14 protein-coding genes are annotated in these 22,438 nt (G+C 72.1%); all 14 read left to right on the top strand.

Translation table 11 applies throughout. The features are described 5' to 3' along the window. The first annotated feature begins 441 nt into the window (after positions 1-441). The 14 genes from StrepF001_RS04865 (at position 442) to StrepF001_RS04805 (ending at position 22,400) form a co-directional block, all read left to right on the top strand. Complete coding sequence (locus StrepF001_RS04865) at positions 442-1,881, top strand: AAA family ATPase (RefSeq protein WP_240797284.1); 1,440 nt, start codon at positions 442-444, stop codon at positions 1,879-1,881. After that, positions 1,872-2,150 (top strand): hypothetical protein, encoded by a 279-nt coding sequence (locus tag StrepF001_RS04860; RefSeq protein ID WP_129797009.1) that lies wholly within the window; start codon positions 1,872-1,874, stop codon positions 2,148-2,150. The genes StrepF001_RS04865 and StrepF001_RS04860 overlap by 10 nt, the downstream gene beginning before the upstream one ends. Next, entirely contained in the window at positions 2,147-9,013 is a 6,867-nt protein-coding gene (locus StrepF001_RS04855) for a DUF4157 domain-containing protein (RefSeq protein WP_129797008.1), read from the top strand. Before StrepF001_RS04860 ends, StrepF001_RS04855 begins: the two co-directional genes overlap by 4 nt. 3 nt (positions 9,014-9,016) lie before the next feature. Continuing rightward, positions 9,017-9,730 (top strand): hypothetical protein, encoded by a 714-nt coding sequence (locus StrepF001_RS04850; protein ID WP_129797007.1) that lies wholly within the window; start codon positions 9,017-9,019, stop codon positions 9,728-9,730. A gap of 43 nt (positions 9,731-9,773) precedes the next feature. Beyond that, positions 9,774-10,460, top strand: coding sequence for a hypothetical protein (locus tag StrepF001_RS04845; protein WP_129797006.1), 687 nt, complete (start codon positions 9,774-9,776; stop codon positions 10,458-10,460). Positions 10,461-10,470: 10 nt separating this feature from the next. Continuing rightward, positions 10,471-10,836 (top strand): hypothetical protein, encoded by a 366-nt coding sequence (locus StrepF001_RS04840; RefSeq protein ID WP_129797005.1) that lies wholly within the window; start codon positions 10,471-10,473, stop codon positions 10,834-10,836. Then, a complete protein-coding gene (locus StrepF001_RS04835) occupies positions 10,829-11,968 on the top strand; it encodes a hypothetical protein (RefSeq protein ID WP_129797004.1) in 1,140 nt (379 codons plus the stop codon). Before StrepF001_RS04840 ends, StrepF001_RS04835 begins: the two co-directional genes overlap by 8 nt. A gap of 30 nt (positions 11,969-11,998) precedes the next feature. Beyond that, positions 11,999-12,535, top strand: a complete 537-nt coding sequence (locus StrepF001_RS04830) for a phage baseplate assembly protein V (protein WP_129797003.1) — start codon at positions 11,999-12,001, stop codon at positions 12,533-12,535. Between the two features lie 20 nt (positions 12,536-12,555). After that, positions 12,556-12,891, top strand: a complete 336-nt coding sequence (locus StrepF001_RS04825) for a hypothetical protein (RefSeq protein ID WP_129797002.1) — start codon at positions 12,556-12,558, stop codon at positions 12,889-12,891. Continuing rightward, positions 12,888-13,265 carry a GPW/gp25 family protein gene (locus StrepF001_RS04820; RefSeq protein WP_129797001.1) on the top strand — a complete coding sequence of 126 codons (378 nt, stop codon included), beginning with the start codon at positions 12,888-12,890 and terminating at the stop codon, positions 13,263-13,265. Before StrepF001_RS04825 ends, StrepF001_RS04820 begins: the two co-directional genes overlap by 4 nt. Continuing rightward, on the top strand, positions 13,262-16,396 hold the full coding sequence (locus StrepF001_RS04815; protein WP_129797000.1) for a putative baseplate assembly protein: 3,135 nt from the start codon (positions 13,262-13,264) through the stop codon (positions 16,394-16,396). The genes StrepF001_RS04820 and StrepF001_RS04815 overlap by 4 nt, the downstream gene beginning before the upstream one ends. After that, complete coding sequence (locus tag StrepF001_RS47270; RefSeq protein ID WP_240797283.1) at positions 16,393-17,274, top strand: hypothetical protein; 882 nt, start codon at positions 16,393-16,395, stop codon at positions 17,272-17,274. The genes StrepF001_RS04815 and StrepF001_RS47270 overlap by 4 nt, the downstream gene beginning before the upstream one ends. 534 nt (positions 17,275-17,808) lie before the next feature. Further along, positions 17,809-20,244 carry a putative baseplate assembly protein gene (locus StrepF001_RS47265; protein ID WP_240797282.1) on the top strand — a complete coding sequence of 812 codons (2,436 nt, stop codon included), beginning with the start codon at positions 17,809-17,811 and terminating at the stop codon, positions 20,242-20,244. After that, positions 20,244-22,400, top strand: coding sequence for a hypothetical protein (locus StrepF001_RS04805; RefSeq protein ID WP_129796999.1), 2,157 nt, complete (start codon positions 20,244-20,246; stop codon positions 22,398-22,400). Before StrepF001_RS47265 ends, StrepF001_RS04805 begins: the two co-directional genes overlap by 1 nt. Positions 22,401-22,438 lie beyond the last annotated feature (38 nt).

Here is a 22,438-nt window from a genome sequence, read left to right as displayed (position 1 = left end):
CGCCCACGCGGCACGCGCCGCCGAGCCGGGCGCCCAGCGGACGGAATCCGAGCCCGACGCTGCCCCCGCTCCCGTACGACAGCCCGCCGCCCCCTCGACGCCCTCATCACCTGCTTCGGACTCACCCCGTTCGAACGCGACCTCGTCCTGCTCACCGCCGCCCAGGACCTGGACCCCACGACGGCCGCCCGGTGCGCCGCCGCGAGCGGTGACCCGGAGCGGGCGTACCCCACCTTCTCGCTCGCCCTGGCAGCCCTCGCCGAGCCGCACTGGAGCGCGCTCACCCCCGTCGCCCCGCTGCGGCGCTGGCGGATCGTCGAGCTCGACGACGAGTCCCGACTTACCACCTCCCGGCTGCGGCTCGACGAACGCATCCTGCACTTCCTGCTGGGCTCGCCCTACCTGGACGCCCGGCTGCACGGCCGGCTGCGGCGCACCCCGGTGCCGGACCGGCTGCCATCCTCGTACGACCTGGCCGCGAACCGGGTCGCCGCGGGCTGGACGGCGGGAGCGAGTCCTGATGCGCCCCTGCTGGTCGAGCTGACCGGCGGGGACCTGCGCAGCCGGGCCGACATAGCCGCCGCCGCGGCCGCCCGCTCCGGGCTCGGCCTCTACGCGATCAGCGCCGAGGACCTGCCCACCGACCCCGCCGAACGGGACCGGCTCGCCCGGCTCTGGCAGCGCGAGGCGATCCTGCTGCCCGCCGCGCTGCTCGTCGAGGTGGGCGAACTCGACCGCGACCAGCGGGCGGCGACCGAGGCGTTCCTGGCCCAGGCGGCCGTACCCATGGTGGTGTCGAGCGAGGACCCGCTGCGTTCCGACCGGCCGCACGGCGTCCGCGTGAGCGTGCCCCGGCTCGACGACGACGAACAACTCGCCCTGTGGGCCGACGCGTTCGCGGACATCGACCTGGACGAGCTCGAACTCCGGTCGCTCGTGGCCCAGTTCCAGCTGCCGCCGCATGTCGTACGGTCCGCGGCCGCCACCGTACGCCGTGACCTGCCCACCGAGGACGAGCCGGCCGCGGCCCGACTCGCCTGGCGGGCCGGGCTGGCCGAGGCCCGGATCGGCATGGACGAGCTGGGCCGGCGAATCGAACCGCAGGCCGGCTGGGACGATCTGGTGCTGCACGAGCGGCAGGTCGGCGTGCTCCGCGAGATCGTCGCCCATGTACGGCAGCGGCCGACCGTCCACCAGGAGTGGGGCTTCGCCGGCACGCTGCGCCGCGGACTCGGCGTGACCGCGCTGTTCGCGGGCGGCTCCGGCACCGGCAAGACGCTGGCCGCCGAGGTCATGGCGAAGGAACTCGGCCTCGACCTCTTCGTCGTCGACCTCTCCCAGGTGGTCAGCAAGTACATCGGCGAGACCGAGAAGAACCTCCGCCGGGTCTTCGACGCCGCCGAGCGCGGCGGCGCGCTGCTTCTCTTCGACGAGGCCGACGCGCTGTTCGGCAAGCGCAGCGAGGTCAAGGACAGCCACGACCGGTACGCCAACCTCGAGGTCAGCTATCTGCTCATGCGGATGGAGGCCTACCGCGGCCTCGCCATCCTCACCACCAACATGAAGAAGGCCCTCGACACCGCCTTCCTGCGCCGCATCCGCTTCGTCGTCGACTTTCCCTTCCCGGCCGAACACGAACGAGCCGAGATCTGGCGCCGCGTTCTGCCGCCGCAGGCCCCGGTCAAGGACATCGACTGCGAGCTGCTCGCCCAGCTCACCGTCGCGGGCGGCTCGATCCGCAACATCGCCCTGTCCGGAGCGTTCCTCGCCGCCGAGGAGGGCGACCGGCTGCAGATGCGGCACATGCTCGCGGCGGCCCGCACCGAGTACCTGAAGCTCGAGCGGTCCCTGACGCCGACGGAGGTGCGCGGATGGGTGTGACCCCGCGTGAGATCCGGGTGGATGTGGGCGAACTGGCCCTCAGCGGCTTCCGGGTGGACCCGGAGCGGGTCTCAGCCGCGTTCGAGCGTGAGCTCACCCGCCTGATCCGGACCCATGGCGTACCGCTGGCGACGGGTGGGCCGCTGACTGTGGACGCCCTGTCCGGACTGCCGCCCCTGCCCGCCGGTCTGTCCGCACGGCGGCTCGGGCAGGAGCTGGCGCGCGCCGTGCACGAAGGGCTCAGCGGCCATGGGGAGGTGACCCGGTGAGCAACACGCAGAGCCAGGACGCCCGTTCCGAGCAGGCGGCCGAACAGCGCCGCCGCAAGCGCAGGGAGCGTGCCGCCAAGTCCCGTACACCGGAGCCGAAGGACATCGTCAGCGGCGCGGGCCAGCCCCTCGACCCCGGCGTCCGGCGGGAGCTGGAGGAGCGGCTCGGCCACGACCTCGGACGCGTACGGCTGCACACCGGCCGCGACGCCGGACAGCTGACGGAACTGCTCGGCGCGGACGCCGTCGCGGTCGGACAGGACATCTTCTTCCGCGAGGGCACCTTCCGCCCCGGCACGGCGGACGGCCGGCGCCTGCTCGCCCACGAGCTCCTGCACACCGTCCAGAACCCGCACGGCCTGGGCACGTTGCGCGTCGGCCGTGACCTCGGCGCGGTGAGCCTGCCGCACCAGCCGATCGAGCGGGAGGCGGAGGGGGCGGCCCAGGACCTCGTACGGGACGAGGAGCCCGCTCCGCAGATCGAGCCGGGGCAGGCCACGCCGGGATGGCTGCGGTACGCGACCGTGAACGCCGACCGGCGCCGCATGGAGGAGCTGGACCCGGCGACCCTGGTCGATCGCGTTGCGAACGGAGTCCTGCGCTCCCTGCGCGGCGACCCGGAGGACCGGTCGGGCCGGGTCCGGCTCCAGCTGGCACGGCTGGCACCGCAGGTGCAGGACCTCGTCCTCGACCGGCTGGAGATACGGCTGCCCGCGCCCGTACTCGACCGGGTGCTGGACCTCGTCGAGGAGGCGGAACAGACGGGGCCGCTGCCGCTGGACGCGGCGGCGGCGCCCTCGGCCGTGCCCGGGGCGGCGGACGAGGTCGCCGAGGAGCGCCGGCGCGACGAGACCGCCGGGGAACGCCCGGACGCGCGCGAGCGGCCGGAAGCCGGCGGGGAGGGCGAGCAGGAGAAGCCCGGTGAGCCCGGTGAGGGAGCGGTCGGCGGCGGGAAGGGGGGTACGTCCTCCGAAGAGGCCGCTGCGCAGGACCAGGAGGAGGCCGGGGCACGGGAGCAGGACCGGTCGGAGTCCGGGCAGGAGGACAAGGACACCGCTGCCCGCGAGGACCGGAACGCTTCCGCGCAGGACGAGCAGCGCAAGGCCGAGGACGACGGCGCGCAGCAGGACGAGGCGAAGAAGGACGACGCCGCCGCCGAGGAGGAGCGGGAAGAGGCCGGACGTCAGGAGGAGGCCCCGCAGGAGCCGGAGCGGCAGGCGGGCGAGCAGCAGACGCGCCAGGACGAGGGCCCGGCGGTCTCCGCGAACACCGCGGCCGCCCCGGCGCCCGTCGACCGGAGCGGCGCCGAGCCCGGCGAGAAGCCCCGGACCGGCGGCGACAGCGGCCCGACCCGCTCGGCGGGCGACCCGGAGAACGAACAGGACGCGGACGACGAGCCGTTGGGGCTGGACTCGGAGCCCGCGGAGCAGGAGCCGGGCGCCGACGAGGACACGCCCGCGGCCCGCGGCAACGAGCCCGTCCCCGACATCGACCTCGTCGGCTACACGGAGGCGGCGAAGAACCCGGGCATCGTCGAGGAGCGGAAGAAGGGCAACGCCTCCCGGCCTTCCCTTCCGTCCACGGATGCCGGACCGGCACCGGAAGAGGTGGCGGACGCACCGCAGGACGCTCCCGCACGTTCGGGGGCGGACGACGAGCCCCAGGGACTCACCGACCAGGACCTGTTCACCGGCGCGTCCGCAGAGCAGGACCTCGGGCCGGACGGAGCCGGCGGGGTGACCGGCACCGGGAACGATGCGTCCGGGCTCACCACGACGGCCTCGGCGGACTCCGCCGGAGGCATCGGCGACAAGGTGCAGGCGGAGCAGCGTGCGGAGGACGCCGAGGCCCGCCGACGGGACGAGGAGGCCCGCACCGCCGATGGGGCGGGAGCCGGCGCGACCCCGCCGCCCGGTGAGCCGGCCGGGCCCGAGCGGCTCGCCAAGGCGGACGAGGACGCCCGTACCCAGGACGCCGGTTCGTCCCAGGCGTCCGGTAGGCCGGCGGACGGCGGCGGCCAGGCCGAAGGCACCGCGAAGCAGGGATCGCAGGCGGCGGGTGCCCCCGCGAAGAGCGAGACGGAGCCGAGCGCCGGAGCGGACAAGGGGTCCGCCAAGCCGGCAGACAAGGGCGAGGACACGGCGGGCGGCAGCGGCACTGGCAGCGGCACCGGTCAGAGCAGTACTCCCGGCACCAAGCCGACCCCGACCCCCGACGCCCAGGGCATCACCGAGGGCAACGGCCACGCCACCTCCCCCGGACCGGAAACCGGCCCGGACAAGGTCTCCACACCGGGGCCCGGCTCCGCTCCGCAACTGGCGCCGGGCATCGGCCCCTCACCCCTGTCCGCCTCGGAGGCGAAGACCAACACCCCCAAGACGTCCGGCACTTCGGGTTCCGGCGGCGGTGGATCCGCCGCCCGGTCCAAGCCGTCGGGCAGCAAACGGCAGACCGCACGGCAGGCCGCCCGCAACGCCCGCCGCGGCGGGGGCGGCGGTGGTCGCTCGTCCTCGGCTCCCGCGCCGACGCGGGCCGGCGGCGGACGCGCAGGCGCATCCGCCCCGGCGAAGCCCAAGAAGGAAGCCGCCGCACCGGACGTCTCGAACGCCACGCCCGAGGCGGGACTCGCGACGGCCGCAGGCCTGAAGCCGCATCAGATGCTGGACACGCTCAGGGGCGTGAACGGTGCGGTCGGCCGTTCGGTCGACAAGGAGCGTACGGCGCTGCGCAAGGCGCCGCCGAAGGAGCAGCGCCCGTCCGGCTCCCCGCGGACGGTGCCGGGCGGTCCGACGCCGGCGGCCCCGGGCACGTACACCAACGCCAAGGTGGCCCGTACCGAGGCCGCACCGGGCAAAACGCCCGAGATCACCGGCGAGCAGAAACCGGAAGGTGAGGTACCGGGCGCGAACGTGCCCGAGCCGAGCTGGTGGGACATCGCCGTCACCATCGGCGCCCAGCTCTTCGGCAAGCTCCTGAAGGAGATCCTGCCCCTCGACGACCTGATCGACTCGATCCTCGGGCTCCCGACGAAGGACGAGGGCCTGCAGAACGCCAAGGTGGGCGACGCACCGCGGCTGCCGCTGGAGAACGACTCGGACCCCCAGCGCACCGACGAGCAGGGCCAGAAGCTCGACGAGCGGAAGGCGGAGCTGCACCGCTCCGGCCGGGAGGACGCGGCCCGCCCCATGGGCGAGGACCAGATCTACCCGGACGTGCCCAAGGAGACCCTGACCGGCAAGGTGCCCGGCGGCAACGGCAGGAACGCCAAGGGTGCCGGGCGCACGATGTCCGGCGGCGGGGTGCCGATCGAGTCCGCGTCCGCCGTGGCCGAGCACGACCGCGGTCCGCAGATCCAGGCCGGCTTCACCGAGGGCCGCCAGAAGATGACGCAGGAGCGCAGGGCCAAGGACGACAAGGCCCAGGCGGACCGGCAGAAGCACGATCAGGACCTCAAGCGCGAGGTCGACAGAAGCAGCAGACAGCAGGCCGACGCCCGGGACAAGGGCCGCTCCGACATCGCCGACTCCCGCGACAAGTGGCGCAAGGAGCAGGACGACAAGACCGCGGAGATCGACGGCAAGAAGGGCAGGAAGTACGACGAGGTCCGCAAGGACGTCAAGGAGAAGGAAGAGCAGACCGACAAGGACGTCGACAAGCGGACCCAGGACGACAACAAGAAGATCACCGACGAGCAGACCAACGCCGAGAAGGAGGCCGAGAAGAAGCAGGAGGAGGGCAAGGACGACGCCGACAACTGGCTCGAAGAAGCCATCGAGAAGCTGAAGCAGTTCTTCGAGGAGCTCAAGAACGCCATCAAGAGCGTCTTCGAGAAGGCGCGGCAGATCGTCACCGACCTCATCGACAAGTTCAAGCAGCAGGTCTTCAAGCTCATCGACGACGCCCGCAACTGGGTGATCGACAAGATCAACAAGTTCGCGGACGCGCTGATCGCCCTCGGTGACGAACTCCTCGCCGACTACCCGGCGATGCGCGACAAGTGGCGCAACACCATCGACGGTGCGCGCGACTGGGCCGTGGACAAGGTCAACCAGATCGCGGACGGGCTCAAGGAGATCGCGGGGAAGCTGCTCGACGGCCTGTGCGGGGCGCTGCTCGCGGGGCTCGACGTCCTGGAGACCGGGATGCTGGCGGCCGTCGAGGTCGCCGAGACCGCCACCGTCGGTGCGCTGGAGTTCGGCGCCGCCGTGGTGGAGGGCCTCGGTGAATGGGCCGCCATCTTCAACGACATCGTCTCCGACCCCGGCGACTGGATCAGCAAGGCGGGGGCCGCCGCGGACACCGGTGCCAGGGAGCACCTCTTCAACGAGGTCACCAGCGCGGTGAAGGCCTGGTTCAACCAGAAGGTCCAGGAGGTCATCGGCATCCCGATGGAGGACTTCCAGGAGCTGGTCTCCGGCGGGGTGACCGTCGAGCAGATGGCTCAGATGGCGTGGGACGAGGCGCTGCCCCAACTCCCGGTCATCATCGGTGTGCTGGTCGTGGAGAAGGTCGTCGCGAAGCTGATCCCCGGGGCCGGCTGGGTCATGGCGATCATCGACGCCCTGAAGACGGCATGGGGCGCGCTGAGCGAGATCCTCGCCGCCTTCGGCCTGTTCATGGACTTCCTGAAGTCGGTCAAGAGCGGCAACGGCGCCCTGCCCTTCGCGAAGGCGGTGGCGGCCGGTGTCGTCGCCCTGCTCGAGCTGATCTACGAGTTCCTGATCGAGGGCGTCGGCAGGTTCATGGGCAAGGTGGCCGACAAGCTCGGCGACATGCTGAAGAACCTCCGCAAGAAGAAGGACAAGCCGGACGGCTCCGACGCACCGCCCGCACAGCCGAACGCTCCGGGCAAGCCCAAGGACCAGGAACCCGCACCCACGACCAACGACCGGTCACCGGACCCGGCCCGCCCGACCGACCGCGACGACGACCGTCCGACGCCGCGCAAGCCATCCACGGACAACAAGTCCCGCCCACCGACGAGGCCACGCCCCGGCAAGCGCTCCGCCCCGGAGAAGAAGCGCCCCTCGCACACCACCCGCCCGAAGAAGCGCCGCGACGACGAGCGGCGCCGCGAGGAGGGCCGCGATGTGAACGCGGCCCGCAGGCGGATACGGGACGCGGAGCGGCGCACGCGCACCGACAAGGACGACGGCCCCGACGCCCCGTCGCGCCGCCGCCCCGACACAGGGCGTACGGACAGTCGCGGCCCCGGGCGGGGTCGCCCCGGCGACAGGCGTAGGGACGACTCCCGCCGCCAGGACGACAGGCGCCGTGCGGGGGACAGGCGCCGCACGGACGACCGTCGCCCCGACGACAAGCGCGCCGACGACCGCCGCCGGGACACCGGCCGGGATCGTGACAAGGACCGCCGCCCCGGCAACCGCGTCCGGCGCGCCCGCCAGACCGTCAAGTCGGCTGTCCACAGGGCCCGCCGCGCCGTCGGCAAGCTCTTCGGCAAGGCCCGGCGCAAGGTCGGCGACAGGCTGAACGACCGGCTGCGGCGACTGCGCGACCAGTGGCGGCGCCGGCAGGAGAGGGACCGGACACGGGACCGGGACAGGGACCGGGACGGGACGCGGGACCGGGGCCGGCAGCCGGAGCCGGAGGGCAGGAAGGACTACGACCTTCCCACGGTGCGTTTCCGCACGGACGACGGAGAGCTGCACACCCTGCTGTTCAACGGCAAGGGCCGGAGGGCCGATCTGACCGTCCGGAGCACTCCCCAGGCCATGAGCAAATTCTTCGGCGGCTGGGCCAAGGAGAACGACCTGCTCAGGGAGTCCGACCCCGATCGCTTCGCCGAACAGGAGCGGGCGCTCAAAGCGGCCAGGGCCCAGTACGACGTGGTGGAGAGCGCACAGGACAGCCTCCCGAACTCCGTGCGTGAGGACCGGTCCAGCAAACTGCCTGACTACGGCACCCCTGTGTTCGTCGGAAAGGCAGGTGACGCGGCCTTCGAACGGGAGCTGAACAGGCTCAAGCAGCACATGGAAGAGCTGGCCGAACTGCTCGAGGCCAGGGGGTCGGTCGCGGACGTACCCCCCTTGCCGCCGACGATCCTTCCGCCCTTCGCGGACGGTCCGCTGGCAGCCGAGTTCAGAGCTCACTACATCCAGCAGGACACGCCGAAGGGCACCGACATGGGCGAGCGGCAGAAAGTCTCGCCCCTGGGCTGGGACAAACTGACCGTCGATGCCCGGAAGTCCAACTGGGTCCGTATGCACATGCTGCCCGCGCGGCTCGGCGGCCACGCCACCACCTCGAACCTGGTGCCCGCCAGGAAATCAGAGAACAAGGATGTGGAAAAGGTCGAGCACCCTGCGGCACTGGCCGTCGGAAAGACAGGAGACGACGGGAAGTCTCTGGGCAATCACAAACTGCCGGCCAATTTGCAGAAGATGGTCTGGTACGACGTCAGGAAGATCGAGTACCACGCTGGTTATCCCGGATTCCCGAAGTCCGTCCATGTGCACTGGGGCAGCTACAAGGCCGAGGGAGGGCACTGGAAGCGAGACGACGAGATCGACAATTGGCCCGGATCCTTCGAAAAGCCCGAGCCGGTTGATCTGAGCACTTCGGCCAGGCGCCGCAAGGTGAATGTGAACAAGACCACCCAAGGTCAGCTGCAAGAGGTACTGCCCGAAATCTCGGACTACTTCTCCCAGGTCATCGTGATGCTGGCCAGGAAACGGAAGGCGAACGGACAGAAGTTCAACAACGCGACGGAACTGGCGGCCGCGCTGGAATCCGGGGAGGACCTCGGAACCAACGGTGCGCAGAGCGGCAGGAACCACCAGGAGCGGCAAAAGGTGGTCGAGCTGATCAGGAAGGCTGGTGGCAAGCTCACCTTCGGAAACTGAGCAATGCGCACCTACGGAACGGAACCAGGAATGACTTCTCTCACTCCCCAGGAAAACCTGTGGCTGGGTGTCCTCGCAGAGTTGAGGAACTCTCCGGCGATCCATGTGTACAAGGAGTACAACGACCCGATCGACGACACTCTGGGCGATGCGTCGGCGGCCATGAGCGAGATCGCCGAGGACTACGATATCCACCTCGACGCGTCCTTCCATGAGACGTACACACGGTTCGGTGGAATAGGCAGTTCCTGGCGGACCACGGAGGAGTACCCCTTCATTTCGGGCGAGTTCCACATCGCGAGTGTCCAATTGGAGATCGAGCAGGCGCCGCCGGAACTGGGCTGGAGGGAGTCACCGATCGACGACCCGCATCTCATGTACCAGCTCCGGACCATCGACGGCACACCGGACAGCGGTGTGGGAACGCTGGCCGCCGTACGCGTACTACCCGGCGTGACAAACCCCGAGATCTGGTTCGATCACGGTCGGCGAGGGGCCTGGAAGCTGGACCTGGACTACCGCGGCTACATGGAAACGCTGCGTGTGACGAAAGGCACCTTCGGTTGGCAGTACCTCTTCACGGACGTGTCGTTGCGGGGTGATGACTTCGGGGAGACCGGTAGGCGGCTCAGCGACATGCTGACGGTGTTTCCCGAACTTTTTCCCGGATACGACTACCAGCCACTCCGGCGTCGTCTGGCCGCACGGCTCAGATAGTCGGCGCCACCATGATCGTCCTGTTTCCGAGAGGTGAGGTCCATTGACCCGCTACGCCGACATCCCCAAACCCATCCGCTCCGGAATAGTCGTAGTCAACCCCGACACCGGCACTCCCCAGCGGATCATCGTGCTGCAGTTCAACCCGGACACCCTGGAGCGCAGCGTCGCCCCCCAGTCCGCCGGCGACAGCGGCGACGCCGGAGGCGGCGGGACCGGGAGCGGGGACCGCAATGAGGCCCTCCGGCTCAAGGGCCCCGCCCAGGAGACCTGGAAGTTCACGGCAGAAATCGACGCCACCGACCAGTTCGAGATCGCCGCGCCCGACGGCATCCACCCGCAGCTCGCGACCCTCGAAATGCTGGTGCAGCCGACCGTCGCCCAACTCCGCGCCGCGAGCAGGCTGTCGCAGAAGGGCACCATCGAGATCAGCCCGATCGAGATGCCGCTGACGCTGTTCACGTGGGGAAGCAAACGGGTCATGCCCGTGCGGCTCACCGAGCTCTCCGTCAACGAGTCCGCCTTCGACGTGAACCTCAATCCGATCCGCGCCTCACTGAGCATCGGCATGAAGATCCTCACCGTCAGCGACCTGCCCGTCGGCCACCGCGGCGCCGACCTGTACATGGCGCACCTCGCGCAGAAGGAGCGCCTCGCTGCAGCGGCGCGCGGCGGCAGTGCGGGCTCGCTCGGACTCACCGGAACCAACGCTGTGATCGGAAGGGGCTGAGCAGCACACCATGGCCGACATCGAGCCGTACGAGAGCGCACTGGACGCGATACCGGGCGCCCACCCGTACCCGCGCACCAGCCGCTACCACGATGCCGAGATCGGGATCCACCGCGGGCCCGACGGGACCGAAGTCCGGTACATCAAGCGGCGGTTGCTGCCACCACTGGACGGCGGCGACACCCAGGAGCACACCGTCGCCGCCGGCGACCGCCCCGATCTGCTCGGGCAGCGGTACTACGGAGACCCCGCCCAGTGGTGGCAGATCGCCGACGCCAACCCCGTACTGGATCCACGCGAGTTGACCGACGAGGCGGGCCGGACCATCGACGTGCCGCTCGCGGGCGGCTTCCCCCGGGGGGACCGGCGTGTTTGATCTGCCCGTGGGGCAGGGCCCCGTGCACATCACGCTCCTCATGGGGCCCAAGCTCGCCCGGCCCGTCCCCGTCGAGGTCACCGAGGCCCTGCTGTCCGCCCAGATCACCGCCACCGCCGGTGAGCGCAGCGGCTTCCAGCTGGCCTTCGACCTCACCAAGAACGGCCTCATCAGCCGGCGGCTGCTGCCCGAGGGCTTCTTCGACCCGAAGACCCGCCTCATCGTCACCGTCACCGTCAGGGGCACCTCCGACGTGCTCTTCGACGGCCTGGTCGTACGGCACGAGGTCGGCGCCAGCAACCAGCCCGGCCACTCGACCCTCACCGTCACCGGCGAGGACCTCACCCTCCTCATGGACCTGGAGGAGCGGACCACCCGCTACCCCAACCTGCGGCCCTCCGAGCGGGTGCTGGCCATCCTGCGCCGCTACTCCGACTACGGCATCCGCCCCGACGTCTACACGGAGACGGTGGCCCAGCCCCCGCACCAGGACCTCCGCGTGCACTACCAGACCGGCACCGACCTCCAGTACGTCACCGAGCTCGCCCGCGCCAACGGCTACACCTTCTACCTGGAGCCAGGGCCCCACCCCGGCCAGTCCTCCGCCCGTTGGGGTCCGGAGGTCCGCCTCGGCATCCGCCAGCACGCCCTCAACGTCAACATGGACGCCAACTCCACCGTCGACCAGCTGACCTTCGCCTACGACGGCACCGCCCGCGAGGAGCCGCAGGCCCGCTGGCAGGACCCGGACACCCGGCTGTCCACCCTCCTCCCGCAGCCGCCGATCAGCCCGCTGCGCCCGCCTCTCGGCAAGCGGCCCACCCCGGCCCTCAAGCGCCGCACCCTGTCCGGCACCGCCAAGCAGCAACGCGGGCAGGCCGAGGCCGAGCTGCTCGCCCGCGCCGCGACCTCCGCCGACGTCGTCTCCGGTTCCGGCTCCCTCGATGTCAACCGGCACGGCTACCTCCTCCAGCCGCGCCGGCTCGTCGGCGTACGCGGCGCGGGACGGGCGTACGACGGCGACTACTACGTCAAGTCCGTGACGCACAACCTGCGCCCGGGCTCGTTCCAGCAGAACTTCACCCTCTCCCGCGAGGGCCTGGAAGCCCGCAGCACCCACGTCCGGCCGTAACCACCCAGAGACCAGCAGGAGCAGTTCCCCATGGCGGCACCCAGCAATCGCTACCTCGGCAAGTACCGCGGCCGGGTCGTCGACAACGACGACCCGCTGCGCATCGGCCGGATCACCGTCGAGGTCCCGGACGTCCTCGGCGGCGAGCCGTCGACGTGGGCGCTGCCCTGCCTGCCGTTCACCGGACCCGAGTCGGGACAGTTCGTCGTACCGCCGCCCGGCACCGGAGTGTGGGTGGAGTTCGAACAGGGCGACCCGAGCTTCCCGGTGTGGACCGGGTGCTGGTGGGGTGCCGCCGAGGAACTGCCGCCCGACGCGCGCCGCGAGCTCCGGGCGAACGCGGCGAACAAGCCGGTCGTCGTCCAGACGCCCCTGGCGCACAAGCTCGTCATGAGTGACACGCCCGGAACCGACGAGGGGATCCTGCTCCGGGCCAAGGGCGGCGCCTACATCCGTATCACCGAGGAGGCCGTGGTCATCGCGACCGGCGCGGGCGCCGAGATCGTTCTGCGCGGCCGCGAAGTGACCATCAACGAGGGCCAGTTGACCGTGCTCTCGAAGCGATAGAAGACGGGGGAGTAAACACGTTGTCCGCGAGTCTGCTCGACGCCGGTGCCGTGATCGGCTGCCCGCACGGCGGCCGCGTCACCGCCGCCACCACACCGGCCGGGGCCGTGTTCAGCGACGGTGTCCCCGTCGCCACGGCCGCCCACAGCTATGTGGTCACCGGCTGCCCGCACACCGTCGACGGTGTGCCCCTGCCCTGCGTCTCGGTCCGCTGGACCGCCGACAGCACCGGCGTCACGGTCGACGGCGCGCCCGTGCTGCTCGACACCTCCGCGGCCCAGTGCCTCACCGCGGCCCTGGTGCCGCAGGGACCGCCCGTCGTCCAGGCCGCGCAGCGAAAGGTCACCGTCCGATGAGCGCCACGAAAACCACCGACATCGCCTTCCCCTTCCGCGCCGACCGCCGCGGCCGCACCGCCCACGCCCGGCACGGCGACCACGTCCACGACCTGATCGAGCAACTCCTGTTCACCAGCCCAGGCGAGCGCGTCATGCGCCCCGACTTCGGCTGCGGGCTCCTCGACCTGGTCTTCGCTCCGAACAGCCCTGAGCTGATCAACACCCTCGAGCTGTCCGTCCAGGCTGCCCTGCAGCGCTGGCTCGGCGGCCTCATCGAGGTGGAGGCCCTCGACGTGGTCGGTGAGGACACCGTCGTCCGGGTGTATCTGTCGTACGTCGTCCGCGCCACCGGCACCCGCCGCGACGACGTCTTCGCAGGGAGGGCCGCATGACCACCGGCACCACCGCATCCCGCCGGAACAAGGTGAGAGCGGCCCAGCTCAACGGAGTCGACGCCGTCGAGGTCAGCGACGACGGCCTGCTCCTGACGGTCACCTTCCTCGGCAAGGCCCCGCACGGCCTCACCCCGGAGAACGTCCGCATCGACGGCGGCCGCCGCATCACCGGCATCACCGCGACCGACGTCAGCATCGAACGCGAGGACGACCCCGAGCTCGACGACCGGCTCTACGTCACCCTCGACCGGGCCGGCGACACCTCCCGCTACCGCCTCTGTCTGGTGGAGACCGACCCGTACGGCCGTCCCGGCACCGAGCCCTTCCGCGGCTTCGACCAGCGCTACCACAGCGCGTCCTTCTCCTTCCGGCCCGACTGTCCGACTCCCTTCGACTGCAAGGACGACCACTCCGAGGAGCCGGCCTTTCCGGCTGCGCCCGTCATCGACTACACGGCGCGCGACTACGACACCATCCGCAAGCTGCTCCTCGACCGCCTCGCGCTCACCACTCCCGACTGGGCCGAACGCAACCCCGCCGACCTCGGCACGACCCTGGTCGAGCTGCTGGCGTACACGGGCGACCAGATCAGCTACCAGCAGGACGCGGTGGCCACGGAGGCCTACCTCGACACCGCGCGCCGCCGGGTCTCCGTACGCCGTCATGTGCGGCTCATCGACTACGCGATGCACGACGGCTGCACCGCCCGGGCGTACGTCACCGTCGAAACCGCCGGGGACCACACGCTCGCTCCCGGCACGTACCGTTTCGCCTCCGTCGACGTCCGCGCCCTCGACCCGCACGACCGGCCCGAACCCGGCACGGTCATCGGGGACGGCGACCTGGCCGACCTCGACGAGCGCGGTTCGGTGGAGGTCTTCGAACCGGTCGTCGCCGCCGACCGGTTGGAGCTGCGCGTCGCGCACAACGCGATCCGGCTGTGGACGTGGGGCGGCGAGGCGTGCGCCCTGCCGAAGGGCGCCACCTCGGCCACCCTGCGTGACGAGTGGGTGGACCCGGAGACCTGCCGCGAACGCCGGCTCGACCTGAAGCCCGGCGATCTGCTCGTCCTGGAGGAGGTGAAGGGCCCGCGCACCGGCACCCCCGGCGACGCGGACCCGAGCCACCGGCAGGCCGTCCGTCTGACCTCCGTGCTCCCGGCCGTCGACCGCATCGAGGACCAGCCCGTCCTGGAGGTCACCTGGGCGGCTCAGGACGCCCTGCGCTTCCCGTTCTGCCTGAGCACGCACGGCGGCCGTGACTGCCTCCCGATCGACGACGTGACCCTGGCCCGCGGCAACGTCGTCCTCGTCGACCACGGCCGCTCCCTGCCCGCCCCGGAGACGGTCACCGTGCCGCCCGAGCCCGCCGTCGTCACACCCTGCGACCTTCCCCCAGCCTCCGGCCGGGGGTACCCCCATCTCGCTTCGCCCGCCTTCGCCTGCGCCGACCGGACGGAGGGCAACGCGCCCGCGCGGCTCATCAACTTCCTCACGGACCGAGCGGAGTCGGGTGACGCCCTCACCCCCGACGACGTGCGCGAACTCTTCGACGTCGTGGGCCTGGCCGCCACCACCCGGGCCGGGCTCGGCCTGGAACGCGCCGGACAGCGCCACGAGCGCGTGGTGCCGGGCACGGCGTACGCCCAGGCCACCGCCCTGCGGACGCTGCTCGCACAGTCCGTCTACCCCGGTGTCCGGCCCCGCTTCCGCCCGGTCCTCGGCCGCGCCCCCGTCGCCCAGGCCGTGCCGTTCCCCGACTCCCGGTCCGTGGCCGCGGGCCAGGCCGAGCGGATCGCCGCCATCCCGGCGCGGGTCCGACAGCGGCTCGTCGAGCTGTGGCGCAGCGCCCGCGACCGCGACGGGCTCGGCGACGAGGAGATCTCCGAACTCGCCGTCATCTACGGCCTGAAGATCCTGGAGCGCCTCGAACTGCGCCTCCACCCCGTCCGTGCGCTGCGCGAACTCCTGCACCGCAGCGACCAGTTGCTCGACGCCAAGCTCCGCCGCACCGAGGTTCTCACCGCCCGCGCCCGCGCGGGCACGGTCCTCGACGGGCACATCGCGTGGGAGATCGCGCACAGCTGGGGACCGGCGTACGCGGCCGGACTGCACCCCGACGAGCCGGTGCTGCGGGGCTCCGCGACCGGCGCCCTCACCCAGGACCCGCGCCGGGCCCTGCCCGCCGTACGCCTCCAGGACGGGGACGAGGTCTGGGAGCCCCGCCGCGACCTGCTCGACAGTGCCCCCCGTGACCGTCACTTCGTCGGCGAACTCGAGGACGACGGCCGGCTGGCCCTCCGCTTCGGCGACGGCCGGCACGGCGCCCGCCCCACCCCGGGCGCCCGCCTGCGGATCCACTACCGCCTCGGCGGCGGCAGCGCGGGCAACGTCGGCGCGGAGGCCATCAACCACCTCGTCGTCGCGGACGACTGCGCGGCACCGCCCGCCGCCGTGGTCCGCAACCCGCTGCCCGCCACCGGCGGCACCGAACCCGAACCCGTCGAACAGGTACGCCAGCTGGCCCCGCTCGACCTGCGCCGCACCCGCCTGCGCGCGGTGACCGCCGAGGACTACGCGGCCCTCGCCTCCGCCCTGCCCGGAGTGCAGCGCGCGGCCGCCGAGCTGCGCTGGACCGGCAGCGTCCAGGAGGCGCACATCGCCGTCGACGCGTTCGGCGACGGCACCCCGTCGGACGAGCTGCTCGCTGCCGTGGCCCAGTCCCTGGAGACGTACCGGCGCATCGGCCACGACCTCGTCGTCGGCCCCGCCCGGCTGGTGCCGCTCGACATCGCGCTCACCGTGTGCGCCGCGCCCGGACACCAGCACGGGCAGATCCTGGCCGAGCTGTACCGGGTGCTCGGCGCCGGCCCTCGCGGCTTCTTCCACCCGGACGCGCTGACCTTCGGCGAACCGGTCCGGCTGAGCCGGCTGGTCGCCGTCGCCGCGGCCGTCCCGGGCGTCGAGAGCGTGCACGTCACCCGGCTGCGCCGGCTGTTCGAGCAGGACCGAGGAGAGAGGGAGGACGGCGTGCTGCGGCTCGGCCCGCTGGAGATCGCCACCTGCGACAACGACCCCGACCGGCCGGAGAACGGCCGGCTGGCGATTTCCCTGGGAGGTGCCCGATGAGCGAGCACTGCACCTGTGGTGGGGCGTGTGGGGGCCATGACGAACGTCTGGCACCCGCCCCCCTGCACAACCCGCCCGGCCGCACCGCCCTCGACTACCGCGTCGGCGCGTACGGCTCCTTCCTGACCGCCCTGCTCGACCGGCTCGCCTCGCCCGCGTACCCGGCCCTCGACGGCCTCACCGTCCGCACCCCGGACGACCCGGCGATCGGCCTGCTCGACGCCACCGCCGTCCTCGGCGACCTGCTCACCTTCCACTCCGAGCGCATCGCCGACGAGGCCTACCTCCGCACCGCCGACGAACACCGCTCCCTGGTGCTGCTCGGCCGGCTCGTCGGCCACCGGCCCCGCCCCGGAGTGGCCGCCGCCACCCATCTCGCGTACATCCTCGAACGCGACCCGCGCGCCGAGACCCTGCCGGTGCTGATCCCGCGCGGGGCGCGCAGCCACAGCGTGCCCGCCTCCGCCGACGAGGAGTCCCTGACCTTCGAGACCAGCCACGACCTGACGGCCCGCTGGGACTTCAACGAGCTGAAGGTACGGCGCCGGCGCCCCTTGCTGGTCACCCCCGAGGACCTTCAGCGCCGCTCGGAGCTGTTCGTCGAGGGCACGGCCAACTCCCTGCAGACCGGGGACCAGCTCCTCTTCGTCTTCGGTGAACAGGCGGGCGGCGAACGGACGTTGCTGCCCGTCGCCGCGGCCCGCGTCGACCGGGAGGACGGCATCACGGCGATCTCCCTGCCCAGGTCGGCCCCGCCGACGCTGAAGGAGATCGTCGACGAGGTGCGCCGCTGGACCGCGGAGCCCGCCACCCCGGGCGAGCCCGGCGACGAGCCGCCCACCCCCGAAGTGCCCAACCCGCGACCGGTCAGCCGGTGATCGAGGACTTCGAGGACCAGGTGCTCGCCCCGCTGCGAGCCGACCTGGACGCCCTCAGGACCCCGGAGCGGCTCGCGGCCCGCCTCGCGGAGCCCGTCGCGCGACTCGGCGAGGCACAGGTGCTGGCCGAGCCGTACGACGACGTTGCCAGTTGGTTCGAGCAGTTGGAGGCGGTGCTGGCGGAACTGGCCGAGCGGGCCTTGGAGTTGGCGCCGTCGCAAACGGCCGAGCCAGGTGGTCGGTTGTCTGTGGCGCCGTCGTGGCTGGTCGCGCCCGCGCGGCGGAGCCGCATATCGACACGGCCCGCGCCCCTTGAGGGCGACTCGCGCACCGCCGCTCTCAAAGCCCTGAGCGCTGTACTCCCAGCCCTGCGCGCCTCAACCCCGCCCCCAGGGCGACACCAACCCCCAGCGCCCGGGCAGCGACACAGCGCGCCTGCTCTCCGCCCTGAACCCTGGTCTCGGCATCCTCTACCCGGCCTGGCGCACAGCCGCCGCCCCCGGCACGCCGCAGCTCCTGCGCGAGCTGCTGGCGATGCGCGTCACCGCCGCCCCCTTCGGCGCCACCGCCCCGCTCAAGCCGGTGCAGGACAACCGCGGCCGGGTCATCCGCACTGCGGACTGGCCGCTCACCGGCGCGGCGCTGGTCACCCTGCGCGTCGTGTACGACACCGGCGGCAAGGTCCCGGTCCGGGCGGAGTTCCAGTACGTCGAGGGCAGCAGCTCCGACCAGCGTGCCGAGAACCTGCCCGTCCCGCAGTTCATCACCTTCCCGCTGGGCACCGGCCAGGTGGACCTGTCCGTGCGCTCCGGCCAGGACCGCGACCTGAGCTGGCTGAACCGGCGCCCCACCGACTCCCAGGACCCCGGCGTCACCGCCCGTCTGCACTCCGGTCTGCCCGAGCGCACCCTGTTCGTGTCCCGGCCCGACGCGGACGGCCTGGTCCACGTCGGCGTGCACAACGGAACCTCCGAGCAGATCGCCCTGCGACCGGGCAGCGCCGAGCAGTTCACGCACGGCGAGTACGAGGTGAGCATCCGGTACACGGTGGGCAGTGCCGAGCCCAACGTCGAGGTGGTCATCGCAAGCAAACCGCAGCCTGTCGACCGCCGTGTGCTCCAGCTCGACACCGTCCACCACGGCATCACCGTCGGCAGCTGGGTGGCGATCCGGCGCCCCGCCAAGGGAGCCCAGGGCGGCATACCCGGCGACGCGAAGCTCGCCTTCGTCACCACCCAGGTCGTCGCGGCCCGCACCGCCGCGTACACCAACTACGGCATCACCGGCCGCGGCACCGAACTCATCCTCGCCGACCCCTGGCTGGACGAGTTCGACGTCCTCCTCTCGCACATCCGCGACACCACCGTGCACGCGGCGGGCGAACCGCTGCGCCTGGCCGACGAACCGCTCGGCGAGGACGTGCACGGCAACGAGATCGAACTCGCCGAGCTGTACGACGGACTGCGCCCCGGCCGCACCCTCGTCGTCACCGGCGAGCGCAGCGACATCCCCGGGGTGGCCGGCGTCACCGCCACCGAGGTCGTGACCGTCGCCGCCGCCGACCCGGCCGTCGACCCGCAACTGCCCGGCGACCACGTCCACACCCGGCTGACCCTGACCGCCGACCTCGCCCACCGCTACCGCCGCGACACCGTCCGGATCCTCGGCAACGTCGTCGAGGCCACCCACGGCGAGAGCCGCGAGGAGGCCATCGGCAGCGGCGACTCCGACCGCGTCAACCAGATCTTCGCCCTCTGGCAGACCCCCCTCACCTGGCTAGCCGACGACAACCCTCCCCCAGTCTCGACTTCGCTCGACCGGGGGGACCCCCATGGCGCCACACCGGTCCTGGAGATCCGCATCGACGGCGTGCTCTGGCACGAGGTCGACAGCCTCGCCGGACGCGGCCCGCGCGAGCGGGTCTACATCACCGGCAGCACCGCCGACGGCCGTACGACGGTGACCTTCGGCGACGGCATCAACGGCGCCCGGCTGCCCACCGGTCACGAGAACGTCCGCGCCCGCTACCGCTTCGGCACCGGTCGCGCGGCCAACGTCGCCGCCGACCGCATCACCCAGCCCCTCACCCGACCGCTGGGCGTCACCGCGGTCACCAACCCGCGCCCGGCGACCGGCGGTTCGGACGGGGACGGACCGGGCCTGACCCGCCGTACCATCCCCCTTGCCGTCTCCGCCCTGGACCGGCTCGTCTCGGCCGGCGACTACGAGGACTTCGCCCGCTCCCGCGCCGGCATCGGCCGGGCCGCCGCACGCGAACTCTTCGACGGCCGGCGGCGCGTCCTGCACGTCACGGTCGCCGGCACGGACGACGTGCCGATCGCCGACTCCACCGGCGAGGGGAACACGCTCCGCGCCCTGCGGAGCGCCCTCACCGAGTACGGCGACCCGAACCTCCCCGTCCGCGTGGACGTCCGTGAACTGGTGCTGCTGCTCATCGCCGCCCGCGTCAAGGTCGCCCCCGACCACGCCTGGCAGACCGTCGCACCGCGCCTGCGCCAGGCCCTGCTGCGCCGGCTCGGCTTCGAGGGGCGGGAACTGGGACAGCCGGCCCGGCTGTCGGAGGTCCTCGCCGCCGCGCACTCCGTGCCCGGAGTCGACTACGTGGACGTCGATGTCTTCACCGGCGTCCCCGCGTCCGCCACCCCCGAACAGCTCACCGAGCTGCTCGCCCACCCCGGCACACCCAAACCCCACGTGCCGGCCCACCCGGCGACCTACGACGAGCGGACCCACACCGTGAGCGCCGCCGACGGCGAGACCCTCTCCGCGATCTGCGCCCGGCACGGCATCCCGCTCGCCGAACTCCTGCGCCTCAACCCCGACATCACCGACACCCGGCGCCTGCCCAGGGGCCGGTCGGTGTACGTCTTCCGCGGCATCCGCCCGGCCCAGCTCGCCCTGCTGTCGCCGCGCGCCGCGGACACCCTGATTCTGACGGAGGTCAAGTGATGTCCCCGGACGTCGAGTTCGAGAGCACGACAGCGGCGGCATCCAGGGATCCCGACGCGCTCGCCGCGCTGCTGCCCCGCTGGCATCTGCTGCGCGACGCCGAGGAGGGCGGGCCCCTGCGTGCCCTGCTCGCCGTCATGGCCGAGCAGCTGGACCGCGTCCGGGACGGCGTCGAGCAGGGCTATGAGGACCTGTTCGTGGAGACGGCGGCGCCCTGGGTGCTGCCGTACCTGGGCGACCTCGTCGGCTACCACACCCTGCCGGGCTACGAACGAGTCCTCACCACCGGCCTGCACGACGGGGGCCGCCCCGCGCTCGCCGAGGCCGTCGCCCCGCGCCGCGACGTGGCGGCGACCGTCGCGAGCCGCCGCCGCAAAGGCACGCTGCACCTGCTGGAGGAGCTGTCCGAGCAGGTCGCCGGCTGGCCCGCGCGGGCAGTGGAGCTGTCCCGGCTCGTGGCCCACCACCAGCCCGTGAAGCTCGGCGCGGGTCACCGCATCGAGCGCGGCCGTCTCGCCGACCTCCGCGACGGTGCCGCGCTCGACCTTCCGGCACCGTTCTCCCCGACGGCCCGTACGGTCGACGTGCGACGGGCGAACTCCCATCACCGGCAGGGCGGTTGGACCCCCGCGGGAGTCGCCCTCTTCGTCTGGCGTCTCAAGGCGTACTCGCTCACGTCCGCCCCGGCCTACTGCATCGACCGCGCCCGCAACCTCTACACCTTCTCGATCCTCGGCAACGACACCCCGCTGGTCACCAAGCCCTTCCCGGAGCCGTCGCCCACACACATCGCCACCGTCGACAACGTCCCGGCGTTCATCCGCCGCCGACAGCTCCACGACCGGCTGCTGGACCACTACGGCCCCGGCAAGAGCTTCGTCATCCGGCGCGACGGCGAGGACACACCGGTGCCGCCCTCGGACATCGTCGTCGCCGACCTGTCCGACTGGCGCTACCGGCCGAGGCGCGGCCAGGTCGCCGTCGACCCCGAGCTGGGCCGCATCGCCTTCGGCTCCCGTTCCGCGCCCCGCCAGGGCGTCTGGGTGGACTACCACTACGCGTCCGGCGCCGACCTGGGCGGCGGCGAGTACACCCGGGACGACCGCGTGCCCCGCCCCGACGCGACCTTCTACCGGGTCGGGCCCGGGCAGCCGTACCGGCAGATCATGGACGCCTACCGGGCCTGGCAGCACGACCGCCGGGCGGACCGCACCGGCCCCGAGGGCATCATCGAGATCACCCACAGCGGCGCCTACCAGGAACAGCTGGACTTCGACCTCGACCCCGGCGACCGGCTTGAGCTGCGCGCCGCCGAGGGCACCCGCCCGGTCATCCGCCTGCTCGATTGGTACAGCAACCGCCCCGACGCCCTCAACATCCGCGCGGTGTCCGACGACTGCGCCCCGCACGAACGCCCCCGCCTCACCCTCGACGGACTCCTCGTCACCGGCCGCGGCATCAACGTCACCGGCCCCATGGGCGCCGTCGTGGTCCGGCACAGCACCCTGGTCCCCGGCTGGTCCCTGGAACCCGAGTGCGACCCGCACTCGCCCGAGGAGCCCAGCATCGTCCTGGAGCGCACCACCGCCTGCCTCCAGGTCGAGCACAGCATCCTCGGTACCATCGAGGTCATCGGCGACGAGGTCACCGAGGAGCCCCTCGACATCCATCTGCGCGACAGCATCCTCGACGCCACCGCCGACGACCGCGAGGCCCTGTCCGCCCCGGACTGCCGGCACGCCCATGCGGTGCTCCATCTGCACCGCACGACCGTCATCGGCGAGATCCACACGCACGCCGTCCGCATCGCCGAGAACTCGGTCTTCACCGGACGCCTGCACGTGGCCCGCCGCGGTATCGGCTGTCTGCGTTTCTCGTACGTCCCCAGCGGGTCGCGTACGCCGCGCAGGTACCGCTGCCAACCGGACCTGGCCCCTCACGTACGGCCGTTGTTCGTCTCCCAGCGCTATGGGACGCCCTGGTACGGGCAGTTGGCCGACCGCTGCGACAAGGAGCTCCGGCGCGGCGCCGACGACGGCGCCGAGATGGGCGCCTTCCACGACCTGTACCGGCCGCAGCGCGAGGACGGCCTGCGCGCCCGCCTCGCGGAGTACACGCCCGCCGGCACGGACGCCGGGATCTTCTTCGTGACGTGAGCCGCACCGCCACCGACTTGACACGCACCTTCCTGAAC

Source organism: Streptomyces sp. F001 (assembly GCF_004187715.1).
Lineage (GTDB): Bacteria > Actinomycetota > Actinomycetes > Streptomycetales > Streptomycetaceae > Streptomyces > Streptomyces flavusporus.
Note: the sequence above shows the minus strand (reverse complement) of the source record. Positions and strands in the feature narration are given on the sequence as shown.

Excerpts from the sequence above, each read along its gene's own strand:
- StrepF001_RS04860 (WP_129797009.1), top strand. The coding sequence starts at position 1,872 with ATGGGTGTGACCCCGCGTGAGATCCGGGTGGATGTGGGCGAACTGGCC.
- StrepF001_RS04850 (WP_129797007.1), top strand. The coding sequence starts at position 9,017 with ATGCGCACCTACGGAACGGAACCAGGAATGACTTCTCTCACTCCCCAG.
- StrepF001_RS04840 (WP_129797005.1), top strand. The coding sequence starts at position 10,471 with ATGGCCGACATCGAGCCGTACGAGAGCGCACTGGACGCGATACCGGGC.
- StrepF001_RS04830 (WP_129797003.1), top strand. The coding sequence starts at position 11,999 with ATGGCGGCACCCAGCAATCGCTACCTCGGCAAGTACCGCGGCCGGGTC.
- StrepF001_RS04820 (WP_129797001.1), top strand. The coding sequence starts at position 12,888 with ATGAGCGCCACGAAAACCACCGACATCGCCTTCCCCTTCCGCGCCGAC.
- StrepF001_RS04815 (WP_129797000.1), top strand. The coding sequence starts at position 13,262 with ATGACCACCGGCACCACCGCATCCCGCCGGAACAAGGTGAGAGCGGCC.
- StrepF001_RS47270 (WP_240797283.1), top strand. The coding sequence starts at position 16,393 with ATGAGCGAGCACTGCACCTGTGGTGGGGCGTGTGGGGGCCATGACGAA.
- StrepF001_RS47265 (WP_240797282.1), top strand. The coding sequence starts at position 17,809 with ATGCGCGTCACCGCCGCCCCCTTCGGCGCCACCGCCCCGCTCAAGCCG.
- StrepF001_RS04805 (WP_129796999.1), top strand. The coding sequence starts at position 20,244 with ATGTCCCCGGACGTCGAGTTCGAGAGCACGACAGCGGCGGCATCCAGG.